This window comes from Sanguibacteroides justesenii (assembly GCF_003204205.1).
Taxonomy (GTDB): Bacteria; Bacteroidota; Bacteroidia; order Bacteroidales; family Marinifilaceae; genus Gabonibacter; species Gabonibacter massiliensis.
Window position 1 is genome coordinate 1 of the sequence record NZ_QJPL01000014.1, and the last position, 20,013, is coordinate 20,013.

Genomic DNA, 20,013 nt, shown 5'->3' on the forward strand with positions numbered 1-20,013 from the left:
GGTAACCTTGTTTTCGCCGGAACGGTGGACGAGTTCGATAATTACATCATCCCGAACACGTTGGTAGTGACGCTGGTCGCCGCCCCGCCGGTAGAGGAGTTGCGTTCTATCCCTGGCGTGAGTGGAGTGGAAGAGCTGGGAGGGATGAAGTATCGTCTTCAGTACACGGATTTCCAGGAGGTTACGGAGCGACTCGTTGAGACGAGTGTCTCCCGGGGATGGAGATTGACGGAGGTTTACCAGGAGAAGAGCTCTCTTGACGCGATATTCGCGGAGTTATCAAAGAAGTAATTTTAAAACACGTTTACAATGAAGACAATATACAAAATAGCGAAGACGGAATTACAAACGTTGTTCTACTCGCCGATCGCGTGGTTGATCCTGATCATCTTTACCTTTCAATGCAGCATGACCTTTTCCAACTTGATGAGCGGTTTTGTTCGTTCGGAGTCTTTAGGCTACGGTAATTATAACGTGACCCTCGGTCTTTACAGCGGCATGCGCGGTCTGTTCACGGCCGTTCAATCTTACCTTTACCTTTACATTCCCTTGTTGACGATGAGCTTGATGAGCCGGGAGCTGGGTAGCGGGTCGATCAAATTGCTTTACTCCTCGCCGGTGACGAACTGGCAGATCATTCTCGGGAAATACGCCTCGATGATGGTGTACGCTCTCGTTTTAATCGGTATTTTGACAATTTATTCGATTTACGCGGCTTTCGCGGTAAAAGATTTCGATATTCCGGTAATTCTTTCGGGCATGTTGGGCTTGTACCTTTTGATTTGCGCTTACGCGGCGATCGGTTTGTTCATGTCGAGCCTGACCTCTTACCAGATCGTTGCCGCTGTCGGCACGTTGGCGATTTTAGCCGGTCTATCTTACGTGAAAGACTTATGGCAAGATCTTGATTTCGTTCGCGATATCACGTTCTGGCTGGCGATTTCCGGCCGTGCCGGAGAATTCGTTAACGGTTTGATCTGCTCCGAGGACGTGATCTATTTCCTGATCGTGATCGGCTTGTTCCTGTTCATGAGCGTTATTCGTTTGCAGGCTTGTCGGCAGAAGAGTTCGTGGGCGGTGAACTTCGGTAAATATGCCGGAGTATGGTTCGTTGCCCTGTTTATCGGTTACCTCTCTTCCCGTCCTTCCTTGATGTCATTTTACGATGCCACGGAGACGAAGCAGAACACGTTGACGCAAAATAGCCAGGATATCGTTGCCCGCATGGACGGTAAATTGAAGATGACGACTTATGTTAATATTTTGGATCGTTATTACTGGATCGGTATGCCCTCGTACCGGAACTGGGATAGACGTAATTTTCGCCAGTATCTTCGTTTCAAGCCGGATATGTCGATGAAATACGTTTTCTATTATGATTCGGTAAAAGATATGAAGGCTCTGGAGAAGAGATTCCCTAATATGACTTTAGAGCAAATGGGTAAAAGAATGATCGAGATTACCCGGTTGGATTCAAACAGGATATTGAAGCCGGAACAGATTCGCGAACAGATCGACCTGAAGCCGGAAATGAACCGTTTCGTTCGTTTGTTGGAGAGGGAGAACGGTCAAAAGACCTTCTTGCGGGTATTTGATGATTTAACAATTTTTCCCGGGGAGTCGGAGATCTCGGCCGCTTTCAAACGTATCGTGATGAAGTTGCCGAAGGTGGGCTTTTTGACGGGTCACGGGGAGCGTAACACGGAGCGGGAAGGGGATCGCGATTACAGCATGTTCACGCGAGACAAGCCTTTCCGTTACTCGTTGATCAACCAGGGCTTCGATTTCGAGAGCGTGACGCTCGACAAGGAGGTACCTGCAGACGTGAACATTCTGGTTATCGCCGAGACGCGTCAACCGTTGACGGCTGAAGAACAAGTGAACCTGGACAAGTACATCGCCCGGGGGGGAAACTTGCTGATCGCCGGAGAGCCGAAACGGTGTGACGTGACGAATGTTTTGGTAGAACCGTTCGGCGTTCGTTTCATTCCTGGAACTCTTGTTCGCCCGACGGAGAATTTCCAGTCTGATTTGATCGTTGCTCGTCCGACGCGGGAGGCGGCGGACTTCTCTTATATCTATAACACGATGAGGCGCCGGGAGTACGTGGCCACGATGCCCGGTTGTTCGGGTTTGGATTACGTGACGGACAAGGGTTTCGATGTAACCCCTTTGTTCGTGAGCGACACGATCGATTGCTGGAACGAGTTGCAGACGACTAATTTCGTTGATGACACGGCCCGTTTCAACCCGTCGAGTGGGGAGATACAGAAAACGTTCGTGACGGCCTTGGCTTTATCGCGGAAGATAGGGGACAAGGAGCAACGCGTCATGATATTTGGCGATGCCGATTGTATCAGTAACGGGGAATTGGGAATCAGCCGAAAAGGTATCAGGGCTTCTAACTACTCGATTATACAAGGGGCCTTCTTCTGGTTATCGAACGAGGAAGTGCCTATCGATGTACGTCGCCAGACACCGCCGGATAATAAAGTTTACCCGAGCGAGACCGGTATGTACATCACGAAAATTATCTTCATGGGAATATTGCCTGCTATTTTACTTTTCATAACTATATTTATATGGATCAGGAGAAGAGGGCGGTAATTCTAAAATGATGATTTATTTATTCACCGTTCGTTTACCGGATCGTTTTTTGGAAAACGACGGTGATTTTAAAAGAATTCTTGTTAGATTTTTATAAACCGAGGGGAAATTTGTAGTGTGTGACTACAACATCCAATGTAGTGTTGTGTTAATGGAGAGGTTGTCCGGAAACGGATGACCTCTCTTTGTGTTTAGAACAAATGAATGAAAATTTTAGTTTTAAACGGAAAATACATGGAGTACTATAAGTATTATTTTAAGAATAACTTATAATACGATAAAGAATATTTATGCATATATTGTAAAATAAACAAAAAACAAATAAAATTAATATTTCTAAAACGACTCATCCTGAGATAAGGTTTGTTGTGTCTTTATTAAAAGTTGTCATAGATATTGAAGTTTAACCAGTGTACTATTAAGAAAGGAGGCAAATTATTAAGGTACCGAGAGTTTTTTATTTTATTGTTTCACACTAAATCTTAAACGTATGAAAAAAGTATTTTTTGGAAAAAAAGGTGTTTTTGTTATACTGATCGTCATTGTAAGTACTATTGTCGTTTTTGCTCAACAACAGACTGTTTCAGGAACGGTTGTAGATTCTTCAAATCAACCTATTATTGGGGCTAATGTAATGATTAAAGGAACTGCCACAGGTACTGTAACGGATATGAACGGAAGATTTTCTCTTAATGTACCTCCCGGATCAACTTTGGTTGTTTCTTATATAGGATGTGTAACCCAAGAAATATCTTCATTCGGGACTAATTTAAAAATAACCTTAAGAGACGACTCTGGTGATGGAGCAAATGATTATTGGGAAGCCGGGTATTTTTATTGTCGTTGTAAAAATGATAGCGGTGGAGGTAAAAATTGTTACGGGGGAAATGCCGTTTCGTTAAGGGCTAATTGTTATAAGGGAACAACGAGTATAAATTGTTCAACCTATAATGCGAATTGTCGGTAATAAACAAGGGAGGCGATTAAAAGCTTGGGTGGAATATACTCTAAGCTTTTAATGCCTTCTCAACGGAAAGAAAATATGAAAAACTCGTGTATTTTGATGTTGTTGCTCCTTGGAATCGGGTGTGAACGCGTTCAAATTCCAGAAGGAAAAAACAAAATTGCTTACGATATTGTTGAAAATTATTCCCGCAAAAATATCTCATATCATACGTCGTTGCTTTTGGATACGTTGTATTTTAGTGCAAAGCAGGCATCGATGGAAGGTGATTTTTTAATAAAAAACGATACTCTTTATTTTGTAGATCGGGTTTTGTCGTCTGTTTTGGTTTATGATAAAGAGGGGGTATACATTCGTTCTGCATTGGGTTTCGGGAGAGGAGAAAATGAAATACCCGGTTTAAACCAGATGACAACAACAGAGCGGGATCGTTTTATTATTTTGGATAAGCAATGGTTTATTTATCTTATAGATAGTAATCTGAATGTGGATTCAAAATTTTTTATTCGTTGGGATGGAGAGTTTATCGATAGCAGTAAATTTGAACACCCCGATCCCAATAATCCGAACATCTATGAGGTTGAGTATGGAAAAAATAAAATAGTTGCCTATGACGAGTACCTGTTTTTTCCGGTAGTAACCGAACACGTTAAATTCAATGCTTACGGGGAAGGGCATACTCCGCAATACTATTCGGAAAGCTTTAATTTGGCAAAACTCTCTTTAAAAAACGGGATGATAGAACAGTTATTATGTAATTATCCACCCGTGTATAAACGCTATCGGTATCTTTCGAATTTTAAATATTTATTGTTCGACCTGTATCGAGATAGTTTATTCTTTTCTTTTGAAGTAGATACTCTTGTTTATCGTATGAATATGAAGGATTCTACGGTGATTTCGTTTGGTAACAGCGGGGTGGAGATGGATACAGCTTATCCGGAATTTCGAACCTTTGAGGATAGTGATATCCATTTTAGCGCGTGTCGTCAAAATTATGGCTACTATCGGTATTTAAAATGGATTCCGCAAACAAATGTTTTGTTTCGAGGTTATCAGAAACAAAAGGCTCCTTTTGAAGATGGTTTGCAGGTATACCGGAATCGCTGTCTTGTCGCTGATTTCAATGTCCCGCGTGGATTTGAAGTTATCGGGTATATCGCTCCCTGGTATTACGCCGGTGTTAAACCGGATTACGCAAATGAGAAGTTTATCATTTATCGTTTTAAGTTATGAGATTAAAAATAAACGTTTTAAGGTCGTTGCTGTGGTTTGTATTCGAGTGTTGTGTTTGTGTTTTACATGCCGAATCGCTTCCTGATTCTTTAAGAGTACAGGTAACGAATACTTCTTCAGAACCCTTGTTCGGGGTGTATGTCGTTAACCCGAATAGACATTATCTTGTTACGACAACAGACGAGAAGGGGTATTGTTGTTTCTCAACCGGAGACATTTCTTTGCAGGATTCCATACAATTTTCGTATTTGGGTTATAAAGATTCTATCGTTGCCGTGCGGGATTTGGTGTCGATGGAACGATTGGCACTCTCCATGAAAATGGAGTTTTTACAGGAAGTGAACGTCGTGGGAATAAAGAGTGCCGATTTATTGGAAAAGGTAATGAAGGAATTACAGCCTGTTTCTGCCCGAAATAATATGAATTTTTACGGGAAAGCCCAGTACGCGAAAATAACGACCTGTTTTACCAAGGCTGTGGAATACAGACGGGAATTCGGTTTTTTTTTAACGTCGGGACATGTGAAGCAAAAAGAGAAGTGGGATTTGGACTATAAATTCGAATTTATTCCCGTCTATTCGGCAAGGAGTTTTAATCTGCTTCCTGACCGCTCGGATACATTGAGGACTCCGTATATTGAGTCGTCTTACAATGCCGAAAGTAAAAAGATTTTTTCGGCCTTGCGCGCCGTCTTTTTGTGGGGCCCGTTGTTTTCTAAGTTGAAATATTATGATATACAACCGATTGAATCGGATAGTAATTGCTATAAATTCGTGTTTTCCACGCGGGAAAAATATTATCCTCAGGATATAAAAATTTTCTGTAAGGGAGTTTTGTATATCGATAGGGACGATTTTAGGTTAAGAAGAATCGAGATCGATTACTTAGACTATCATTTTTATCGATTGGCTAATTTAACGAGAACCTATGCCCCTTTTTCGACAAAAATGCAGATAGAGTTGGCCTATAACGAGGAAGGAGACGTGTATGTTCACTCGTGCAGACAAGAGACCGTTTGGAAACATAAATCGGATCAGACGGGATTCGGAAGTATAGAGATGCCCTCGAGGCGTAATCCGGAGGAAAATAGGTTGGTTGAAACAGAAGCTTTCCAATGTATGGCTTATCAGAGGATTCCGGCTTATGCCCAGATGCAGTTCTTACGGGAAAAAGCAGTTCTTGTTGCTTCATATCCTTTTGGAATATACGATACAAAAGCGTTTGAGGGGTTACCGGATTTACTCGATAGCGGTCAGGCTATTGCCGATTTGAGCGAGTATAAGGAGATCGAGGCTCAATTTTTACATCATGGTAATAAACCTTACTATCCGCGGAGTTATCTGACAACCTTGAGACTGAATGGTATTACTCCCACGGTTCCTTTTGTTGTAAAGACAAAGAATGGATTACTAAGACTGTTTTTTAAATAATAAACGCGATGAGAATTATTGTCATATGGATTCTAACGAGTCTGTTTTTTTCTTGCCAGAGCGACGAAAAGAGAATGGAGAAAAATATACAGAAAGAATGGAGGGGAAAAAAGATTGCCTTTCCCACCACGTTGGAAGCGAAATTTTTAGGTGAAGATACAACGTGTAATGATTTATTAAATAAATGCTATTCTATTTTAGTATACGTGGATTCGAACGAGTGTTCGGAGTGCAGGCTTCAATTGTACGAGTGGTACAAAAAGATAACAGAGACTCGGGCCTATTCGGATTCTCTTGCATTTTTGTTTGTCGCGCATGTAGAAAATCCCAAGCAGGTTGTTATTCTGTCTAAGCAAAATAATTTTAGATATCCCATTTTTTTCGATAAGAAAGGGATGATGGGAAAATTGAATAAGTTTCCTGATAGTTACCAGTTTAAGACGTTTTTGTTGAATGAAAAGAAAGAAGTTGTTTTGATGGGAACGCCTATCGGGAACGATGAGCTGTGGCGTTTGTATAAAGAGGTTATTATCAGTGGTATAAAAGGAAAATGATATGAAAAATCGAACGATTGTATGTATCGCTTGGCAGGAGTACCGTTTACTTTGGCGTAACCGGGTATTCCGGTTAGTGGCATTTTCACTGTGGGTACTTGTTTTTTGTTGTCAATATGTATTTCAAGGTGATCTTGCAAGCCTTTGGTTTATGTTGGCCTTACCTTCTTCCATGCCTTTTGTAAACGCGTATCTTGTAAGTGTTTTTCAATCGTTTCTGGTTCTGTTTTCCGTGTGTGAATGGAGGGCGTCGGAGAGGCAGGCGGATAGCTTGGAAGCAATAAGGGTACGTCCGGTTGGTAATGCGGAATATTTGTGCGGGAAGGCGATCGGTGTGGTAATGACGGTTGTGGTAGTACAGTTCGTTTCGATAATGACGGTATTCATGTTGAATCTGTTCGGTAGCGATTCTCCTTTTGGGGGATGGGCGTACTTGTTTTATTGGTTGACGCTTTCGTTTCCGGCTTTGGTATTTTGTACCGGTTTATCGATGGGTATTACCGGTTTATTCAGGAAGCAGGGAGTTGCCTTGTCGGTGCTGACTCTTTTTTTGATCGCGACCTACTGGTGGCTTCCTGGAGTGGCATACGGGATTTTAGATTTTATAGCAACGGATTTACCGAACGTGTTTTCTGATGTAGTCGGGCATGTCGGGTTGGGGAATTACCTGTTGCATCGCTTTGTGTTCCTGTTGTGGGGTATCGGCCTATGTTTGTGGGCTGTTGGAAAGGAAAGACGATTGCCGAATCGGACTGGAGACCGTGTAGGAGTTGTAGCGATAGGGAGAGGGGTGGTGTTGTTTGGTATATTGTGCGGGATTTTTTATTTGTATCCTTACAAAGAGACGAATCGGGTCCGAGATCGTTATTTAGAGACGGGGAAAAAGTACGGTAAGGAGCGTTTTATTCGTGTCGTCCGGCATGATTTACAGGTAGAGCAGACAGGTAACAGGATAGAAGCCTGTAGCGGATTGTCCGTGGTAAACTGCGGAAATAAGTCCGTTTCGCGTGTTACCTTGTATTTGAATCCGGGGTTGGATATTACCCGTTTTTCGGATAAAAAGGGAGGGGCAGTCAAGTTCAGTCGGGAGAATCAGGTTGTGATGGTCGATTACCCGTTAGGGAGTGGGGACACTGTATTTTTTTATTTGGAATACAGGGGAAAAATAGATGAACGGGTATGTTATTTAGACGTGGAAAAGGAAGCGTATTGGAAAAGAACGTGGCGGAATTGTCCGTTGCGTTTTGGGAAGCGCTATGCTTTCATCGGGGATCGTTATACCTTATTGACCCCGGAGACGATATGGTATCCGGTAGCCGTTCCACCCGTGAATTTGTCATCTGTTTACGTGTCTTCGAAAGATTTTACGGATTTTCGTTTACGGGTTGCGGATTCAGGAAAACGAACCGTGATTTCTCAGGGTGAATCACGACGGAAAGGGGATACGGTATATTTCCGAAATAAGCAGTGTTTGACGGGGTTGACGTTGAGCATGGGTACTTACGAGAGCAAAACGTTAAAAGTGGACTCCGTTAATTTCGAGCTTTATTATTTTAAGGGACATGATCATGTGATGTCTTTGTACGAGGGGATGCCGGAAGAGATGTTGCGGAAAGCGATAAAGGAGCAAGAGAATAAATTCCCTTTCTATCCCTTTCATAGATTTGTATTGTTAGAGACGCCTGTTTCTCTCGGGACGGAGGATCGTAATTGGAAAATCGGAAGTGAGTTCGTTCAGCCGGAAATCGTGATGTTTCCGGAAAGATGGGTGACCAATCAAGTAATGTATGTCGAACGTTCCGTGATGATGATGGACAGCCACAGGCGGGAATTTATCGGGGCGATAGAGGACAAAACCAACGGGGAGTATTTTTTGGATTTATTGCAGTCGAGTTTAAAACACCCCTTGGCTTATTACAGGGATAAAAATATTTTTATGACGTTTTTCCCTTGGGGTGGGAGACAAAAAATCGTGATGAACAGGCAATGGGTATCTCCTCTGTTTCTCAATTACCTCCATGCTGCTTTTTCAACGGAATTCCCGGTGATAGATAGAGTGTTATTCACCATGTCCAATAGGAAAAAGGCTGTAAGAGCTAATTTTTCCGGGAATGAAGCAGCGCTTAGAGCTACTCGTTATTTAGAGAAGTGTAGTTTTGAAGAGGCTTTACGTGACGAATCTCTTTCAAGAGAGGTATTGGAAATGATTATTCAATTGAAAGTGGACTATTTGATAGATTACATTGCGTTAAGAGTTCCTTTGGAGCGATTTTACGATTTTTTGGCAAGGTTTGAAACAAGGCATATTTTTCAGGAGTTTGCTTTGGAAACGTTATGCGACGAAATGAAATCCGAGTTGGGAATTGACTTGATAGGGGTACTGCCGGATTGGTACCGACAATGCGGGATTCCTTCCTATCTGGTAAAAGATGTCGGAAAGGATAAAATACTCGTTGACGGAGAAGAAAAATATCGCGTACGGTTTAAGATATTTAACACGAGTACCACAGATGGAATTATACGTTTGACTATTTCAGACAGGGAAAATAAAGGCGTTGATTATTGTTATCGTATTTCGGCCGGAAGTTGTAAGGAGATTAAAAACGTGGTGGATTTTCTACCCGTGTATTCCCTGAATTTGAATTTATCCCGCAACTTTCCGGCGGGTTATGATGAATTGTTGTTGTTTACGGATGTTACGGAAGTTACGGATACTGCTTGTGGTGTTTCCGATATTGATATACGCCTTTTTCAGCCGGATTCCAATGAACTTATCGTGGATAACGAAGATCCGGGATTCCGTTTGATAGAACCGGATAAACGGCGTAGGGAATTTACCTCTCCTGAAGAGGAGGAAAGAAAATACGTTTACGCGGATGAAGTGTTGATGGCTGTTAAAAGTAAGTTACCGCTTCGTTGGACCTATTGTATGGGGACTCGGATGTATGGTGAGGTGATCCGGAGTTCGGTTTATAAAAAGGCGGGAAACGGAAGCTGTAAAGCCGAGTGGAGAGTTGATTTACCCGAGGATGGAATATATGAGGTTGGGGTTTATATCGGGTACCGTCAGGTGCGTTACACGGGAGAGGCTGCTCAATACTACGAGTTATCGAGTCGGGACGGGAATCAGAACATTGTTTTACGAACCAATATGCAGGAAGAGACGGGATGGTTTTCTTTAGGAGAGTTTAATTTGAGTGCAGGGGAGAATCGGGTCGTTTTAAGTGATCGGGGGGCAGATAAAGAACAAGTGATTTATGCCGATGCGGTAAAGTGGGTTCGGAAAGAAAAACGATAGGTTTTGATAACCTGAATGATTGGTAGTATGATAATCCGGTTGAATTTCGACCGGATTTTTTTGTAAAATAGTCGAGTGTAGTTATTGCGTGGGATTATTTACGATGTACATGATAAACGGTAGTAATGAATATACGGTTGTATTACATCTTTGTGAGTTAATATTGGAGTTTTTAGTGATAATCTTTGTATATTTATAATATATATTTATTTTTGACTTCTCAGTTCTAATTAAATCTTTTGAAGAAATTACGGACGGGTGTGAAATAGCGGTTATGTTACAGGAGTTTATATGGGGATATATACGGTTAAAAATTATTCGGACGACAGTGAATTACTGAATCTGTTAAAATCGGGAAAAGTTTCCGCTTTCGTGTATATTTACACCATGTATTACGATTCGTTATTGGATTATGCTTTTAGGCTGTTGCAAGATAGGGAAGCGGCTCGGGATGTCGTTCAGCAAGTATTTTATAAAATTTGGGAAGGACGGGAATCTCTCTCCATCGTTTTTTCGGTTAAGACTTATCTTTTTAAATCGGTTTATAATCGAAGTTTAAATACATTGGCTCATAAAAGGAATATTCAAAAGTATGAGCAGGAGCACTCTGCGGATGTTTATTACTCCACGGTTATCCAGCTACCGGAAGCAGAAGTGTTATTGCGTCGCTCTGATATCGAAAAGGCCGTACGGGAAGTCGTGGCGACGTTGCCGGAGAAATGTAGAGAAGTTTTTACCTTAAGTAAGATCGAGGGATTAAAAAACAGGGAAATTGCCGAAAAATTAATTATTTCCGAGAAAACGGTAAAACGTCATATCTCCATCGCGTTGAGTCGATTGCGGGAAAAGTTGGATTATCTGTTGCAGATTATTTTATTTTTTTAAATCTTTTGTTGGGACTAAAACTATTTTCAACTGTCTTTAAGATATGAAGACAGAAAAGATAAATACAGAAAACTTTGATATAGATGAGATATTAGTTTGTATCTTAATGGAGCGTGCAAGCCGGGAAGAGGTCGTTTATTTTTTGAACTGGATAAAGCGAGAGAAGAACCGGATTTACTTCGAGAAATTTAAAAAAGTATGGCATCTGACTTCGAGGATAGAAGTGGACCGGGAATGCTTCAACGACGGGTTAAAAGAGTATTGTCGATTTATGAAATCCCAAAGGTCGGAACGTCGTGCGGGATGGTTGTGGCGTGTAGCCTCGGTTGCTGCAGTCGGATTGATCGCTATGGTTTTGGTCGGATGGCCCCGGATGCCCGAAGAGATAACTTTATCGGAAAACGATTTGGAAATACGTCAGGCTACAGAGATCGTTTTAACCTTATCTGACGGGCGAAAAATAAGTGTGACTCGGGATACGCTCTCCTTGCCGGGAGAGATAAAGGAATCCGTTCGGCTTCATAAGATCAATCGCCGGGAAATCGTGTACGGGGTAAGTGATCTCTTGGAAGAGGCGGTATATTTTGAAAAAATTTACAATGAGATTACCGTACCCTCGGGAGAACGTTTTACCGTTCAATTGTCCGATGGGACCAAAGCGTGGATCAATTCCGAAAGCTCGATTCGTTATCCGGTCTGTTTCGGGAAAGATAAAAGAGAGGTTGAAGTTAGGGGAAATGTCTATTTTGAGGTGGCGGAAGATTCATCCCGTCCTTTTATTGCCGTTGCCCGGGAGATAAAAACCGAGGTATTGGGAACCTCTTTCGAGGTGAATACATACGGAGATCATGGCCGGGTGAGCGTTACTCTCGTGGAGGGAAGTGTAAAGGTATATGCCGGAGAACGCACCTTCATGATTCGTCCCGATCAACAGTTCCTGTTTGATACGTGTAACGGGAGAATGGAGATCGCGGAAGTGAAAGCGGTAGATAAAGTGAGATGGAAAGACGGTATGCTTGTTATCGATGACGAACCCTTCGACGAGCTGGTGCGGAAATTGGAACGCTGGTATGGGATACGTATCGTGAATGAAACGGGAATCGTTTTTAATCAATCGTTTAGAGGAATATTCGAACGAAGTGATGATATACAGGTCGTCGTTTACTCGGTGTGTAAAAATTTAAATATCGATTATATTATAGAGAAAGACCGAATTATTTTGACAAAATAACAAAAGGAGTATCACCTGTGCCTCCAACACGATCGGATACTCCCGACGTTAAGCTATTCATTTATTATTAACTTAACATTACAAAGCTATGAAAAAAAAGCGATGTTTTTTGTTCGTGTCGATAAAATTTATCTGTAAGCTATTTTTATTGACTTTTTTAGGGGTAAATTCGTTATACCTGTCGGCAGAAGGTTGTCCGGTAGAACCCCAGCGGGTGACTTTAAACCTGAAAAAAGTATCTCTTTCCGTGTTGATTCAAGAGATAGAGAAACAAACCTCCTACAATTTTTTTTACAATGACGAGCAGGAGAGGTCTATAGCAGAAATCTCTATTTCGGTAACGAACGAGACGGTAGAGAAGGTGTTGGACAAGGTGTTTTCGGGAACGAAATACACTTATGAGATATCCGGAAATCAAATTATCGTGTTTAGCCGGGACTCTAAAAATCCTGTGGAGAAAGTGAAAAAAATCCGGGTACAGGGAAAGGTAACGGATAAAAAAGGGAGTCCTATTCCCGGGGTGACCGTATTGTTGAAAGGAACTACTTTGGGAACAGCCACGGATACGGATGGGAAGTATACCTTAGATCTACCCAGCGTGGAGAAAATCTTTTTGATTTTTACATTTATCGGTATGGAACCCCGGGAGATTAAATATGTCGGAAAAGACACGATCGACGTGGTTATGAAGGAGGATGTGAAGCAGGTCGACGAAGTTGTCGTGACCGGTTACGCGAATATCAGGAAAGAGAGTTTTACGGGGAATGCAGTGACAATAACCAAAGATCAGTTGTTAAAGGCTAATAATAAAAATGTGGTTGCGGCTCTTCAGTTTTTTGATCCTTCCTTCCGTATCCGGGAAAATTCCATCTGGGGATCCGATCCGAATGCTTTACCCGAATTTAACATTCGCGGAGAGTCCAGTATTGCCATGACGAAGGGGTTGGACGTGGAGAATGCCAAACGGACGCAACGAACCAATTTGAAGGATAATCCGAATTTGCCGATTTTTATCTTGGACGGTTTCGAGGCAAACGTGGAGAAGATTTACGATATGGATATGAACCGTATTGAGAGTATTACGATTTTAAAAGATGCTGCCGCCACGGCCATGTACGGTTCCCGGGCAGCCAACGGGGTAGTGGTCGTAACCACGGTGGCTCCTCAAATGGGAGAAATGCGCGTGAATTATAGTTTTAACGGAGGAGTTGAATTACCCGATTTGTCGGATTATAACCTTTGTAATGCGGCTGAAAAGTTGGAGATCGAACGGTTGATGGGAAAATACACGGAAGATGATCCCGATTTACAACCGATGAGAGATATCGAGTATAACACGATATTACAACGAATTTTAAAGGGTGTGGATACGGATTGGCTGGCTCAACCTTTGCGGAATGTATTCAACCACAAGCATAGTATAAGTATTGAGGGAGGTGAAAAGAGTATGCGATACGGTGTAAACTTCAATTACGACAGCAACAAAGGGGTTATGATCGGTTCTCACAGAACCAGAGCCGGAGCTGGTCTGACATTAGATTTTCGAAATAAAGAGTGGTTGCAGATTCGAAACGATGTTTCGTATAGTTCGACCCGTTCCGAAGATTCTCCTTACGGCAGTTTCAGTACTTACGCGAAATTATTGCCTTATTATGAGATTTATGATGATACCGGAGAGTTGGTAAAAGAACTACAGGGAATAAGGTTACGTTCGGAAAAAAATCCGTTGTGGCCGGTCGAACATTTGAAGAGTTACAGCGGTAGGGTTCGTTCCAACGATATTACCGATAATCTGAGTATCAACCTATTTATGGCGCACGGATTCTATTTTAAAGGACAATTTAGTATCACCAAGACCAATTCAATAAACGAATCTTTTACGGATCCTCAGGATGTTTCTTTTCAGAATCAACCGGAAAAAGAGCGGGGAAGCCTGTTTCGATCTCTTTCCAACGGGTACAATTGGAATGTGAACGCGATGTTTTATTTGAACCGAAAAATTGGAAAACATTTTATTAATGCTACGACGGGTATCAATGCCAGAGAGTCTTATTCAGAATTTACGAGTATGCAGTTTAGAGGTTTTATGATAGGAAACTTGAACAAACCGTCCGATGCGGCCGATCAGCCGAATAAATCAAATATCTCTTCCACGGAAAGTCGATTGATTGGCTTTTTGGCTTCGGTGAATTACTCCTACAATGATGTCTATTTGTTGGATGCTTCTTACCGTTTGGACGGCTCTTCTCAGTTCGGTTCGGATAAGCGATTTGCTCCCTTCTGGTCTTTCGGTGCCGGAATTAATTTTCATAATTACAGTTGGTTAAAGGACCATTGGTTGATCAACACGTTACGGGTTCGTGGTTCGTACGGAAGTACGGGTAAAGTGAATTTCCCTGCTTATGCAGCAATTACCACCTTTCGATCGAGTGAAGATAACTGGTATTACACGGGGCCGGCCAATTCGTTGGTATACCTCGGTAATCCCGAGTTAACCTGGGAGACGACGAAAATGCTGGATGCCGGAATATCGATAGGCTTTTTTAATAACAGATTCTATTTGTCTGCCAGTTATTACCGTAAAAAAACAGAAGATTTGATCGATGAAGTGTCAATTCAGACTTCATCCGGTTTCGGCACCTATAAATCGAATAGCGGATCGGTACTTAACAAGGGATTTGAGATTAACATGCATGCTACGGTCTATCAGGATAGAAACTTGAATGTGGTGGTAAATGCCAATTTAGCTTCCAATAGAAACGAGATCGTAGAGCTTGGTGAAGCTTCTAAAGAGTATAATAGACGGGTACTTGAAAATTATAATGCCAATAGACCTGAATACGCAGAGCTCGCGACCATGCCTTTGATCATGTATTACGAGGGGGCTTCCACCACGGCGATTTATGCCGTTCGTTCGGCGGGAATCGATCCGGCGAATGGAAAAGAGAAATTTATTAAAAAGGGAGGAACGACTACCTACACTTGGGATGCAAACGATCAGGTCGTGGTAGGAGACCGGCTTCCCGATGCTCAGGGAAGTTTCGGGATAAACGTGGGATTTCGAGGGTTTTACTTGAATGCTTCTTTCTTGTACCAGTGGGGTGGACAAACCTATAATTCGACGTTGTTAAATAAAGTGGAAAATGCAGATATCGATGGTTCAAACGTGGATCGGCGAGTACTTTCGAAGAGGTGGATCAAAGCAGGGGATATTGCGCCTTTTTATGATATCCGGAATATGACAAAGACCAAGCCGACCACCCGTTTTGTACAGAATTACGATTTTTTGAATTTCTCGAGTCTATCCATGGGATATGATTTCGACCGGGAGATGATTAAAAAGATCCGGTTGATCTCTTTGGGCATCCGGTTTAACGCCAATGATATATGCCGTTGGTCGACGGTAAAGGAGGAGCGCGGGACGAGTTATCCTTACGCGAGGAATTATAGTTTCACGGTGAATGTGGGTTTTTAATTTAAAAAACAATGTTATGAAAATCTATATTATTATGCTAATGCTTTTGTCTTCTCTGTTCTTCGCCTCTTGCGAAGATTGGTTGAATCTTCAACCGGAAGGACAAACGACGGAAGATCAATTATTCCGTACGGGAGACGGTTACCGGACCGTACTGAACGGGTTGTATAAATCGATGGCTTCTACAAGCCTATATGGCGGGGAGCTTGGGTTCGGTGTGGTGGATTGTATTTCACAACAGTATAATTTGGAGTCGATGGAACAGTTTGTTTTCACTCAAAAATATCTTGCTGCTGATGTTTTTGATTACAACAATGTCTACTTGCTCCCGGTGATAAAGAATATCTGGAAATCGGCGTTTAATATTATAGCCAACGCCAATTGTTTGATCCAAAATACAGAATCTGCTCCTTCGGATCTGTTTGCAAAGGGAGAGATGGAGCGGAAGATGATTCTCGGAGAAGCGTATGCCTGCAGGGCGTTAATGCATTTCGATCTGTTGCGTTTGTTCGCTCCTGCCCCGGTAAACGATGATAAAAAGGTTTATGTCCCTTACGTGGAGAGTTATCCCGACTTTCATGCCTCTCGTATCGGGGTGGAGCCGTTTTTGGAAAAAGTGATCGCGGATTTGAAACGAGCTCGTGATTTGGTAGTGGAGTTCGATACTTCAGATTTGGGAAAAGGGGTTAGTGCTTCAGGAAAGGGGCGTTTCTATAATGACTTTGATTCGGTTTTGCCGGGATATAACGATCCTACAGTGGAGTCTTTTTTCAAAGGGCGGGGGTATCGGTTAAGTTATTATGCGATCACCGCACTTTTAGCCCGGGTATATCAATATGCCGGCAAGGAGGAGGAGGCTTTCGAGGCGGCGAAAGAGGTGATGGAGTATGCTTTCGAAATAAGGGGTTCTATTTATGAGTTCTTCTCTATAGACGATTATCGTGGAGTTATGGAGACTGAAAATTTCGAAGCAAAAAAAGACATAAAGGTGGTTTCCAACCTGATTTTTGCCGTTAATAATGAAAAGGCTTACGAAGATTATAATATGCGTAATTGTTTCTGGAAAAATAATACCTCCATTACTTGGTTGATCGTGGATCTCGAAACGCAAAAGACGTTTTATACTTCTGACGGTTTGACAAACGAGTTCGATATAGATTACCGTTCGTCGTATATGATATTTTATCCTTATGGGGATAGTCGTTTTCCCGTATCGGGTAAATGGTATATAAGCGATAACGAAGAGGTTCGGGATAAAAATATTACGATTATGCCCGTGATTCGTTCCACGGAAATGCGTTATATCATGGCCGAATATTATGCCCGGAAAGGAAATTTTCCGGAAGCCCAAAATATCTTGATGAGGATTCGAAACAGCAGAGGATGTACGGAGCCGATCGTTGTAGGTGATTGGAACTCTTTTGTTAGAGAGTTGATTAACGATGCTCGCCGGGAGTGGATTTCGGAAGGACAACTTTTTTATCTGTACAAGCGATTGAATGCATCCGTTAATTTCGGAAGAGGTGAAATACGCCCTTTATACCGGAGTGAATATTTGTTTCCGATACCGGATGATCAGATTTTATAAAACCTTTAATAAAATGAATTATGAAAAAGCATTTGTTTAGCCTATTCCTGTCTATAGCTATCGGGTTTTATGCTTGTAGCGAACAGGAAACGATACTGTTCCAGGGTATACATGAAATCTATTTTCAAAAATTTTATGTCAACGAGGTATACCCGGGAACGGCTGAAGCAGATTCAACCGAGCTTTCCTTTTTCTTTTACCCCTCGGGGACTCAAGAGATATATGCCGGGTTGACGGTAAATTTGTCCGGAATGCTTTTAACCTCCGATATTCAATTCGGGTTAAAGGTTGTTCCCGGGGAGACAACGGCTAATCCGGATGAATATGATTTGGATGACTCTTATACTTTTCACGCGAATACGACGGGAGAGAATGCAACTGAAATTTTAGATACCATTCGAGTCAAATTGCTTCGAAGCGATCGATTGGATGAGCTTCCCGACGGGGTAAGGCTTGTCGTGGAATTGGTTCCTACGGATAAAGTACTTTTAGGACAGTTAGAACGGAGAAGGGCGAAGATAATCATAAAGGCTGCAGCCGTTAAACCGGATTGGTGGACGCAAGAGGTAGAAATCAATCTATTGGGAACTTATTCGCAGAAAAAGTATAAACTGTTTTTAGATCATGCGGATAAAAAATTGGAGATGAGTGCAGATTTAATCAAAGATCATCCCGATCGGGCTATCCGTTTGGCCATGTTGTTTAAACAGTGGTTGAACGAGCAAAATCCTGCTATTACCGAAGATAACGGGACTTTAATGAGTGTACCACTTTAAAAATGAATTGTATGAAAAATAGTATATTATTCGGTTGCGTCCTGTTATTGTGCTTGTTTCCAGGATGTTTTGAAGACGAGGGAAATTACGACTATAAAGATCTACATGCCCCGACATGGCTTGTTGATGTAAGTACGACCCCTCTTCGGGTAACGTGTAATGAAGGTGATACGGCCAGATTCAACGGGCGTGATTTTTTTACATGGGATGCGGATTCCGCTTTACGAGAAGCGAACGTGCGTTATGAATGGAAATTGAGGGGTGTCGTGTTCGGTAGAGAGGCGAATTTTAAAATATTGACCGATTCGGTAGTGAAAATTCTCGGATCGGAAAATCCGTTCGAGAGCGGACACACGGGTACTTTCAGTATCATAGACAAAGCGACCGGGATTGCTTTTATGGCACGGTTTGTCGTAACGATAAATTCTCGATTCAGACGTTACGATCTGTTGATTTTATCGGAGAAGGGCGATCAATCGAGGTTGTCCCATGTGATACGCCGATCGGCATATGCTCCCGATGGAGTGACTGTCGTGGCGGTTTTCCGGCTTGCCGACAGGGATGTTTACAAAACGGTAAACGGGAACGATATTCCCGGAAAACCCATTACTTTGGCCAAATCGTTGGCCAAAAATGTCGGTAGTCTCGGCTCCATGACGATTTTGACAGATCAGGTGGCTTATGTAATCAACAACGAAAACATGGCTAAAGTAAGCGAGCTAAAGGATGAGTTTTTGGATGGTCCGCCTGAAAACCTACATGTGGTGGATCGGCACGATTGCGATAATTATACTTATATCACTACTCGCGACGGAAGAATTTTCCGGAGAATTATGTCTGAAAATTATTTGGGAGGAAAGTTTATCTCGGAACCTTATAGCGTGGATAACAAGGGATATAAGGTGTCGACTTTCGGTCACGCTGCAAGTAATAAACAACCTGTTCCCTGTTACGATGAAAAAAACAGACGCGTATTGATAAACGGGTTTCGGTATAAGTACCTGTATAATCCCTTCCGGTCTTTCGAAATAAATACGATCGAGCCGGTGACCAAGGGGGGCGGTAATAAGGATAATTTGCCTCCGGTTTGGGGAATGCCGGAAGGGTCGGAGGTATTGTATCTGTCTCGCTCCAGAGATTATACGATCTTTTATAATGACCCTGACGGAAAAACCTATATGGGGGATTTTGCCCTTTCGAGTACGAATGTGTGTAAAGAGGTTAGCGGAATAAGGGTTTGGCCCTTCCCCGGTGGAAATTTGGATAAAAGTTCGTTGTTTTTAACCACTGTTTCCAATTATGGACCTCGGGATGTCGTGGTATATACGAAAGGAAACGAGGTCCGTTATGTAGACCGGGGGCGAAACAATGCGGATCATCTTTTTCATCAGTTCGATTCCAAAGTAACTTATATCGGGTATATCACTTATCAGGGGTATTACGATTATAACAAACTGATGGTCGGGCTCGAAAACGGGAAGTTCTTTATTTACGAGTTTAATCGTAACAATTTCCAACTGCCTAAGACATTATTATCGGAATTCGATGTAGAGGGGAAGGTCGTGTCGGCAATGGAACTGCATGACGTGTATGGCGGTGATGCTTATTAAATGGATGTTCGTTTATTTAAATCATATTGTATGGAAGAATCGATCGTAAAAGTTGAGAATTTATCCCATCGTTACACGATCCAGTGGGCGATCCGGGACATCAATTTCGAGATTACCCGGAACGGTATTTACGGTTTGCTCGGCTCCAACGGGGCCGGCAAATCGACCACGATGAATATCATGTGCGGTGTCTTGCGTCCGACGGAAGGTAATGTGTATATCAAGGGCGTGAGTATCCGGGAGAACCCTGTAGAGGCGAAACGGCATATCGGCTTTTTGCCCCAGACGCCGCCCTTGCACCCGGATTTGACGGTGACGGAGTACCTGGAGTATTGCGCTGGCTTGCGTCACGTCCCGGA

General features: G+C 42.4%; 13 protein-coding genes and 1 pseudogene. All 14 read left to right on the top strand.

Annotated elements, in window-relative coordinates; translation table 11 throughout:
- Window positions 1-291: pseudogene (locus DMB45_RS14750) on the top strand (ABC transporter ATP-binding protein); the annotation flags it as partial.
- An 18-nt stretch (window positions 292-309) separates the two neighbouring features.
- Window positions 310-2,607 carry a Gldg family protein gene (locus DMB45_RS14440; RefSeq protein ID WP_041501976.1) on the top strand — a complete coding sequence of 766 codons (2,298 nt, stop codon included), beginning with the start codon at window positions 310-312 and terminating at the stop codon, window positions 2,605-2,607.
- Between the two features lie 490 nt (window positions 2,608-3,097).
- Entirely contained in the window at window positions 3,098-3,574 is a 477-nt protein-coding gene (locus tag DMB45_RS14445) for a carboxypeptidase-like regulatory domain-containing protein (protein WP_041501975.1), read from the top strand.
- Between the two features lie 75 nt (window positions 3,575-3,649).
- Window positions 3,650-4,807: a hypothetical protein gene (locus DMB45_RS14450; RefSeq protein ID WP_146216461.1), complete on the top strand. Its 1,158-nt coding sequence runs from the start codon at window positions 3,650-3,652 to the stop codon at window positions 4,805-4,807.
- On the top strand, window positions 4,804-6,237 hold the full coding sequence (locus DMB45_RS14455; protein WP_041501971.1) for a peptidase associated/transthyretin-like domain-containing protein: 1,434 nt from the start codon (window positions 4,804-4,806) through the stop codon (window positions 6,235-6,237). The genes DMB45_RS14450 and DMB45_RS14455 overlap by 4 nt, the downstream gene beginning before the upstream one ends.
- An 8-nt stretch (window positions 6,238-6,245) precedes the next feature.
- A complete protein-coding gene (locus DMB45_RS14460) occupies window positions 6,246-6,791 on the top strand; it encodes a hypothetical protein (RefSeq protein ID WP_041505443.1) in 546 nt (181 codons plus the stop codon).
- Between the two features lies 1 nt (window position 6,792).
- Entirely contained in the window at window positions 6,793-10,089 is a 3,297-nt protein-coding gene (locus DMB45_RS14465) for a golvesin C-terminal-like domain-containing protein (protein WP_110688873.1), read from the top strand.
- A gap of 291 nt (window positions 10,090-10,380) precedes the next feature.
- Window positions 10,381-10,974, top strand: a complete 594-nt coding sequence (locus DMB45_RS14470; protein WP_052634300.1) for an RNA polymerase sigma-70 factor — start codon at window positions 10,381-10,383, stop codon at window positions 10,972-10,974.
- Between the two features lie 43 nt (window positions 10,975-11,017).
- Window positions 11,018-12,205: a FecR family protein gene (locus DMB45_RS14475; protein WP_052634298.1), complete on the top strand. Its 1,188-nt coding sequence runs from the start codon at window positions 11,018-11,020 to the stop codon at window positions 12,203-12,205.
- A gap of 88 nt (window positions 12,206-12,293) precedes the next feature.
- The gene (locus tag DMB45_RS14480) at window positions 12,294-15,680 is read left to right on the top strand and encodes a SusC/RagA family TonB-linked outer membrane protein (protein WP_041501968.1); all 3,387 of its coding nucleotides are present in this window, start codon (window positions 12,294-12,296) and stop codon (window positions 15,678-15,680) included.
- 16 nt (window positions 15,681-15,696) lie between these two features.
- Entirely contained in the window at window positions 15,697-17,268 is a 1,572-nt protein-coding gene (locus DMB45_RS14485) for a RagB/SusD family nutrient uptake outer membrane protein (RefSeq protein ID WP_041502180.1), read from the top strand.
- Window positions 17,269-17,288: 20 nt separating this feature from the next.
- On the top strand, window positions 17,289-18,044 hold the full coding sequence (locus DMB45_RS14490) for a DUF4843 domain-containing protein (protein WP_041501967.1): 756 nt from the start codon (window positions 17,289-17,291) through the stop codon (window positions 18,042-18,044).
- Window positions 18,045-18,055: 11 nt separating this feature from the next.
- A complete protein-coding gene (locus tag DMB45_RS14495) occupies window positions 18,056-19,654 on the top strand; it encodes a PKD-like family lipoprotein (protein ID WP_041501966.1) in 1,599 nt (532 codons plus the stop codon).
- Between the two features lie 30 nt (window positions 19,655-19,684).
- Window positions 19,685-20,013: ATP-binding cassette domain-containing protein (locus DMB45_RS14500; protein WP_146216462.1), on the top strand; the 329-nt coding region annotated here is incomplete at its 3' end.

What these genes read in the sequence shown, in the direction of transcription:
- DMB45_RS14480 (WP_041501968.1), top strand. Translation starts at nt 12,294, where the DNA reads ATGAAAAAAAAGCGATGTTTTTTGTTCGTGTCGATAAAATTTATCTGT.
- DMB45_RS14445 (WP_041501975.1), top strand. Translation starts at nt 3,098, where the DNA reads ATGAAAAAAGTATTTTTTGGAAAAAAAGGTGTTTTTGTTATACTGATC.
- DMB45_RS14465 (WP_110688873.1), top strand. Translation starts at nt 6,793, where the DNA reads ATGAAAAATCGAACGATTGTATGTATCGCTTGGCAGGAGTACCGTTTA.
- DMB45_RS14475 (WP_052634298.1), top strand. Translation starts at nt 11,018, where the DNA reads ATGAAGACAGAAAAGATAAATACAGAAAACTTTGATATAGATGAGATA.
- DMB45_RS14470 (WP_052634300.1), top strand. Translation starts at nt 10,381, where the DNA reads ATGGGGATATATACGGTTAAAAATTATTCGGACGACAGTGAATTACTG.
- DMB45_RS14495 (WP_041501966.1), top strand. Translation starts at nt 18,056, where the DNA reads ATGAAAAATAGTATATTATTCGGTTGCGTCCTGTTATTGTGCTTGTTT.
- DMB45_RS14460 (WP_041505443.1), top strand. Translation starts at nt 6,246, where the DNA reads ATGAGAATTATTGTCATATGGATTCTAACGAGTCTGTTTTTTTCTTGC.
- DMB45_RS14455 (WP_041501971.1), top strand. Translation starts at nt 4,804, where the DNA reads ATGAGATTAAAAATAAACGTTTTAAGGTCGTTGCTGTGGTTTGTATTC.
- DMB45_RS14440 (WP_041501976.1), top strand. Translation starts at nt 310, where the DNA reads ATGAAGACAATATACAAAATAGCGAAGACGGAATTACAAACGTTGTTC.
- DMB45_RS14485 (WP_041502180.1), top strand. Translation starts at nt 15,697, where the DNA reads ATGAAAATCTATATTATTATGCTAATGCTTTTGTCTTCTCTGTTCTTC.
- DMB45_RS14450 (WP_146216461.1), top strand. Translation starts at nt 3,650, where the DNA reads ATGAAAAACTCGTGTATTTTGATGTTGTTGCTCCTTGGAATCGGGTGT.
- DMB45_RS14490 (WP_041501967.1), top strand. Translation starts at nt 17,289, where the DNA reads ATGAAAAAGCATTTGTTTAGCCTATTCCTGTCTATAGCTATCGGGTTT.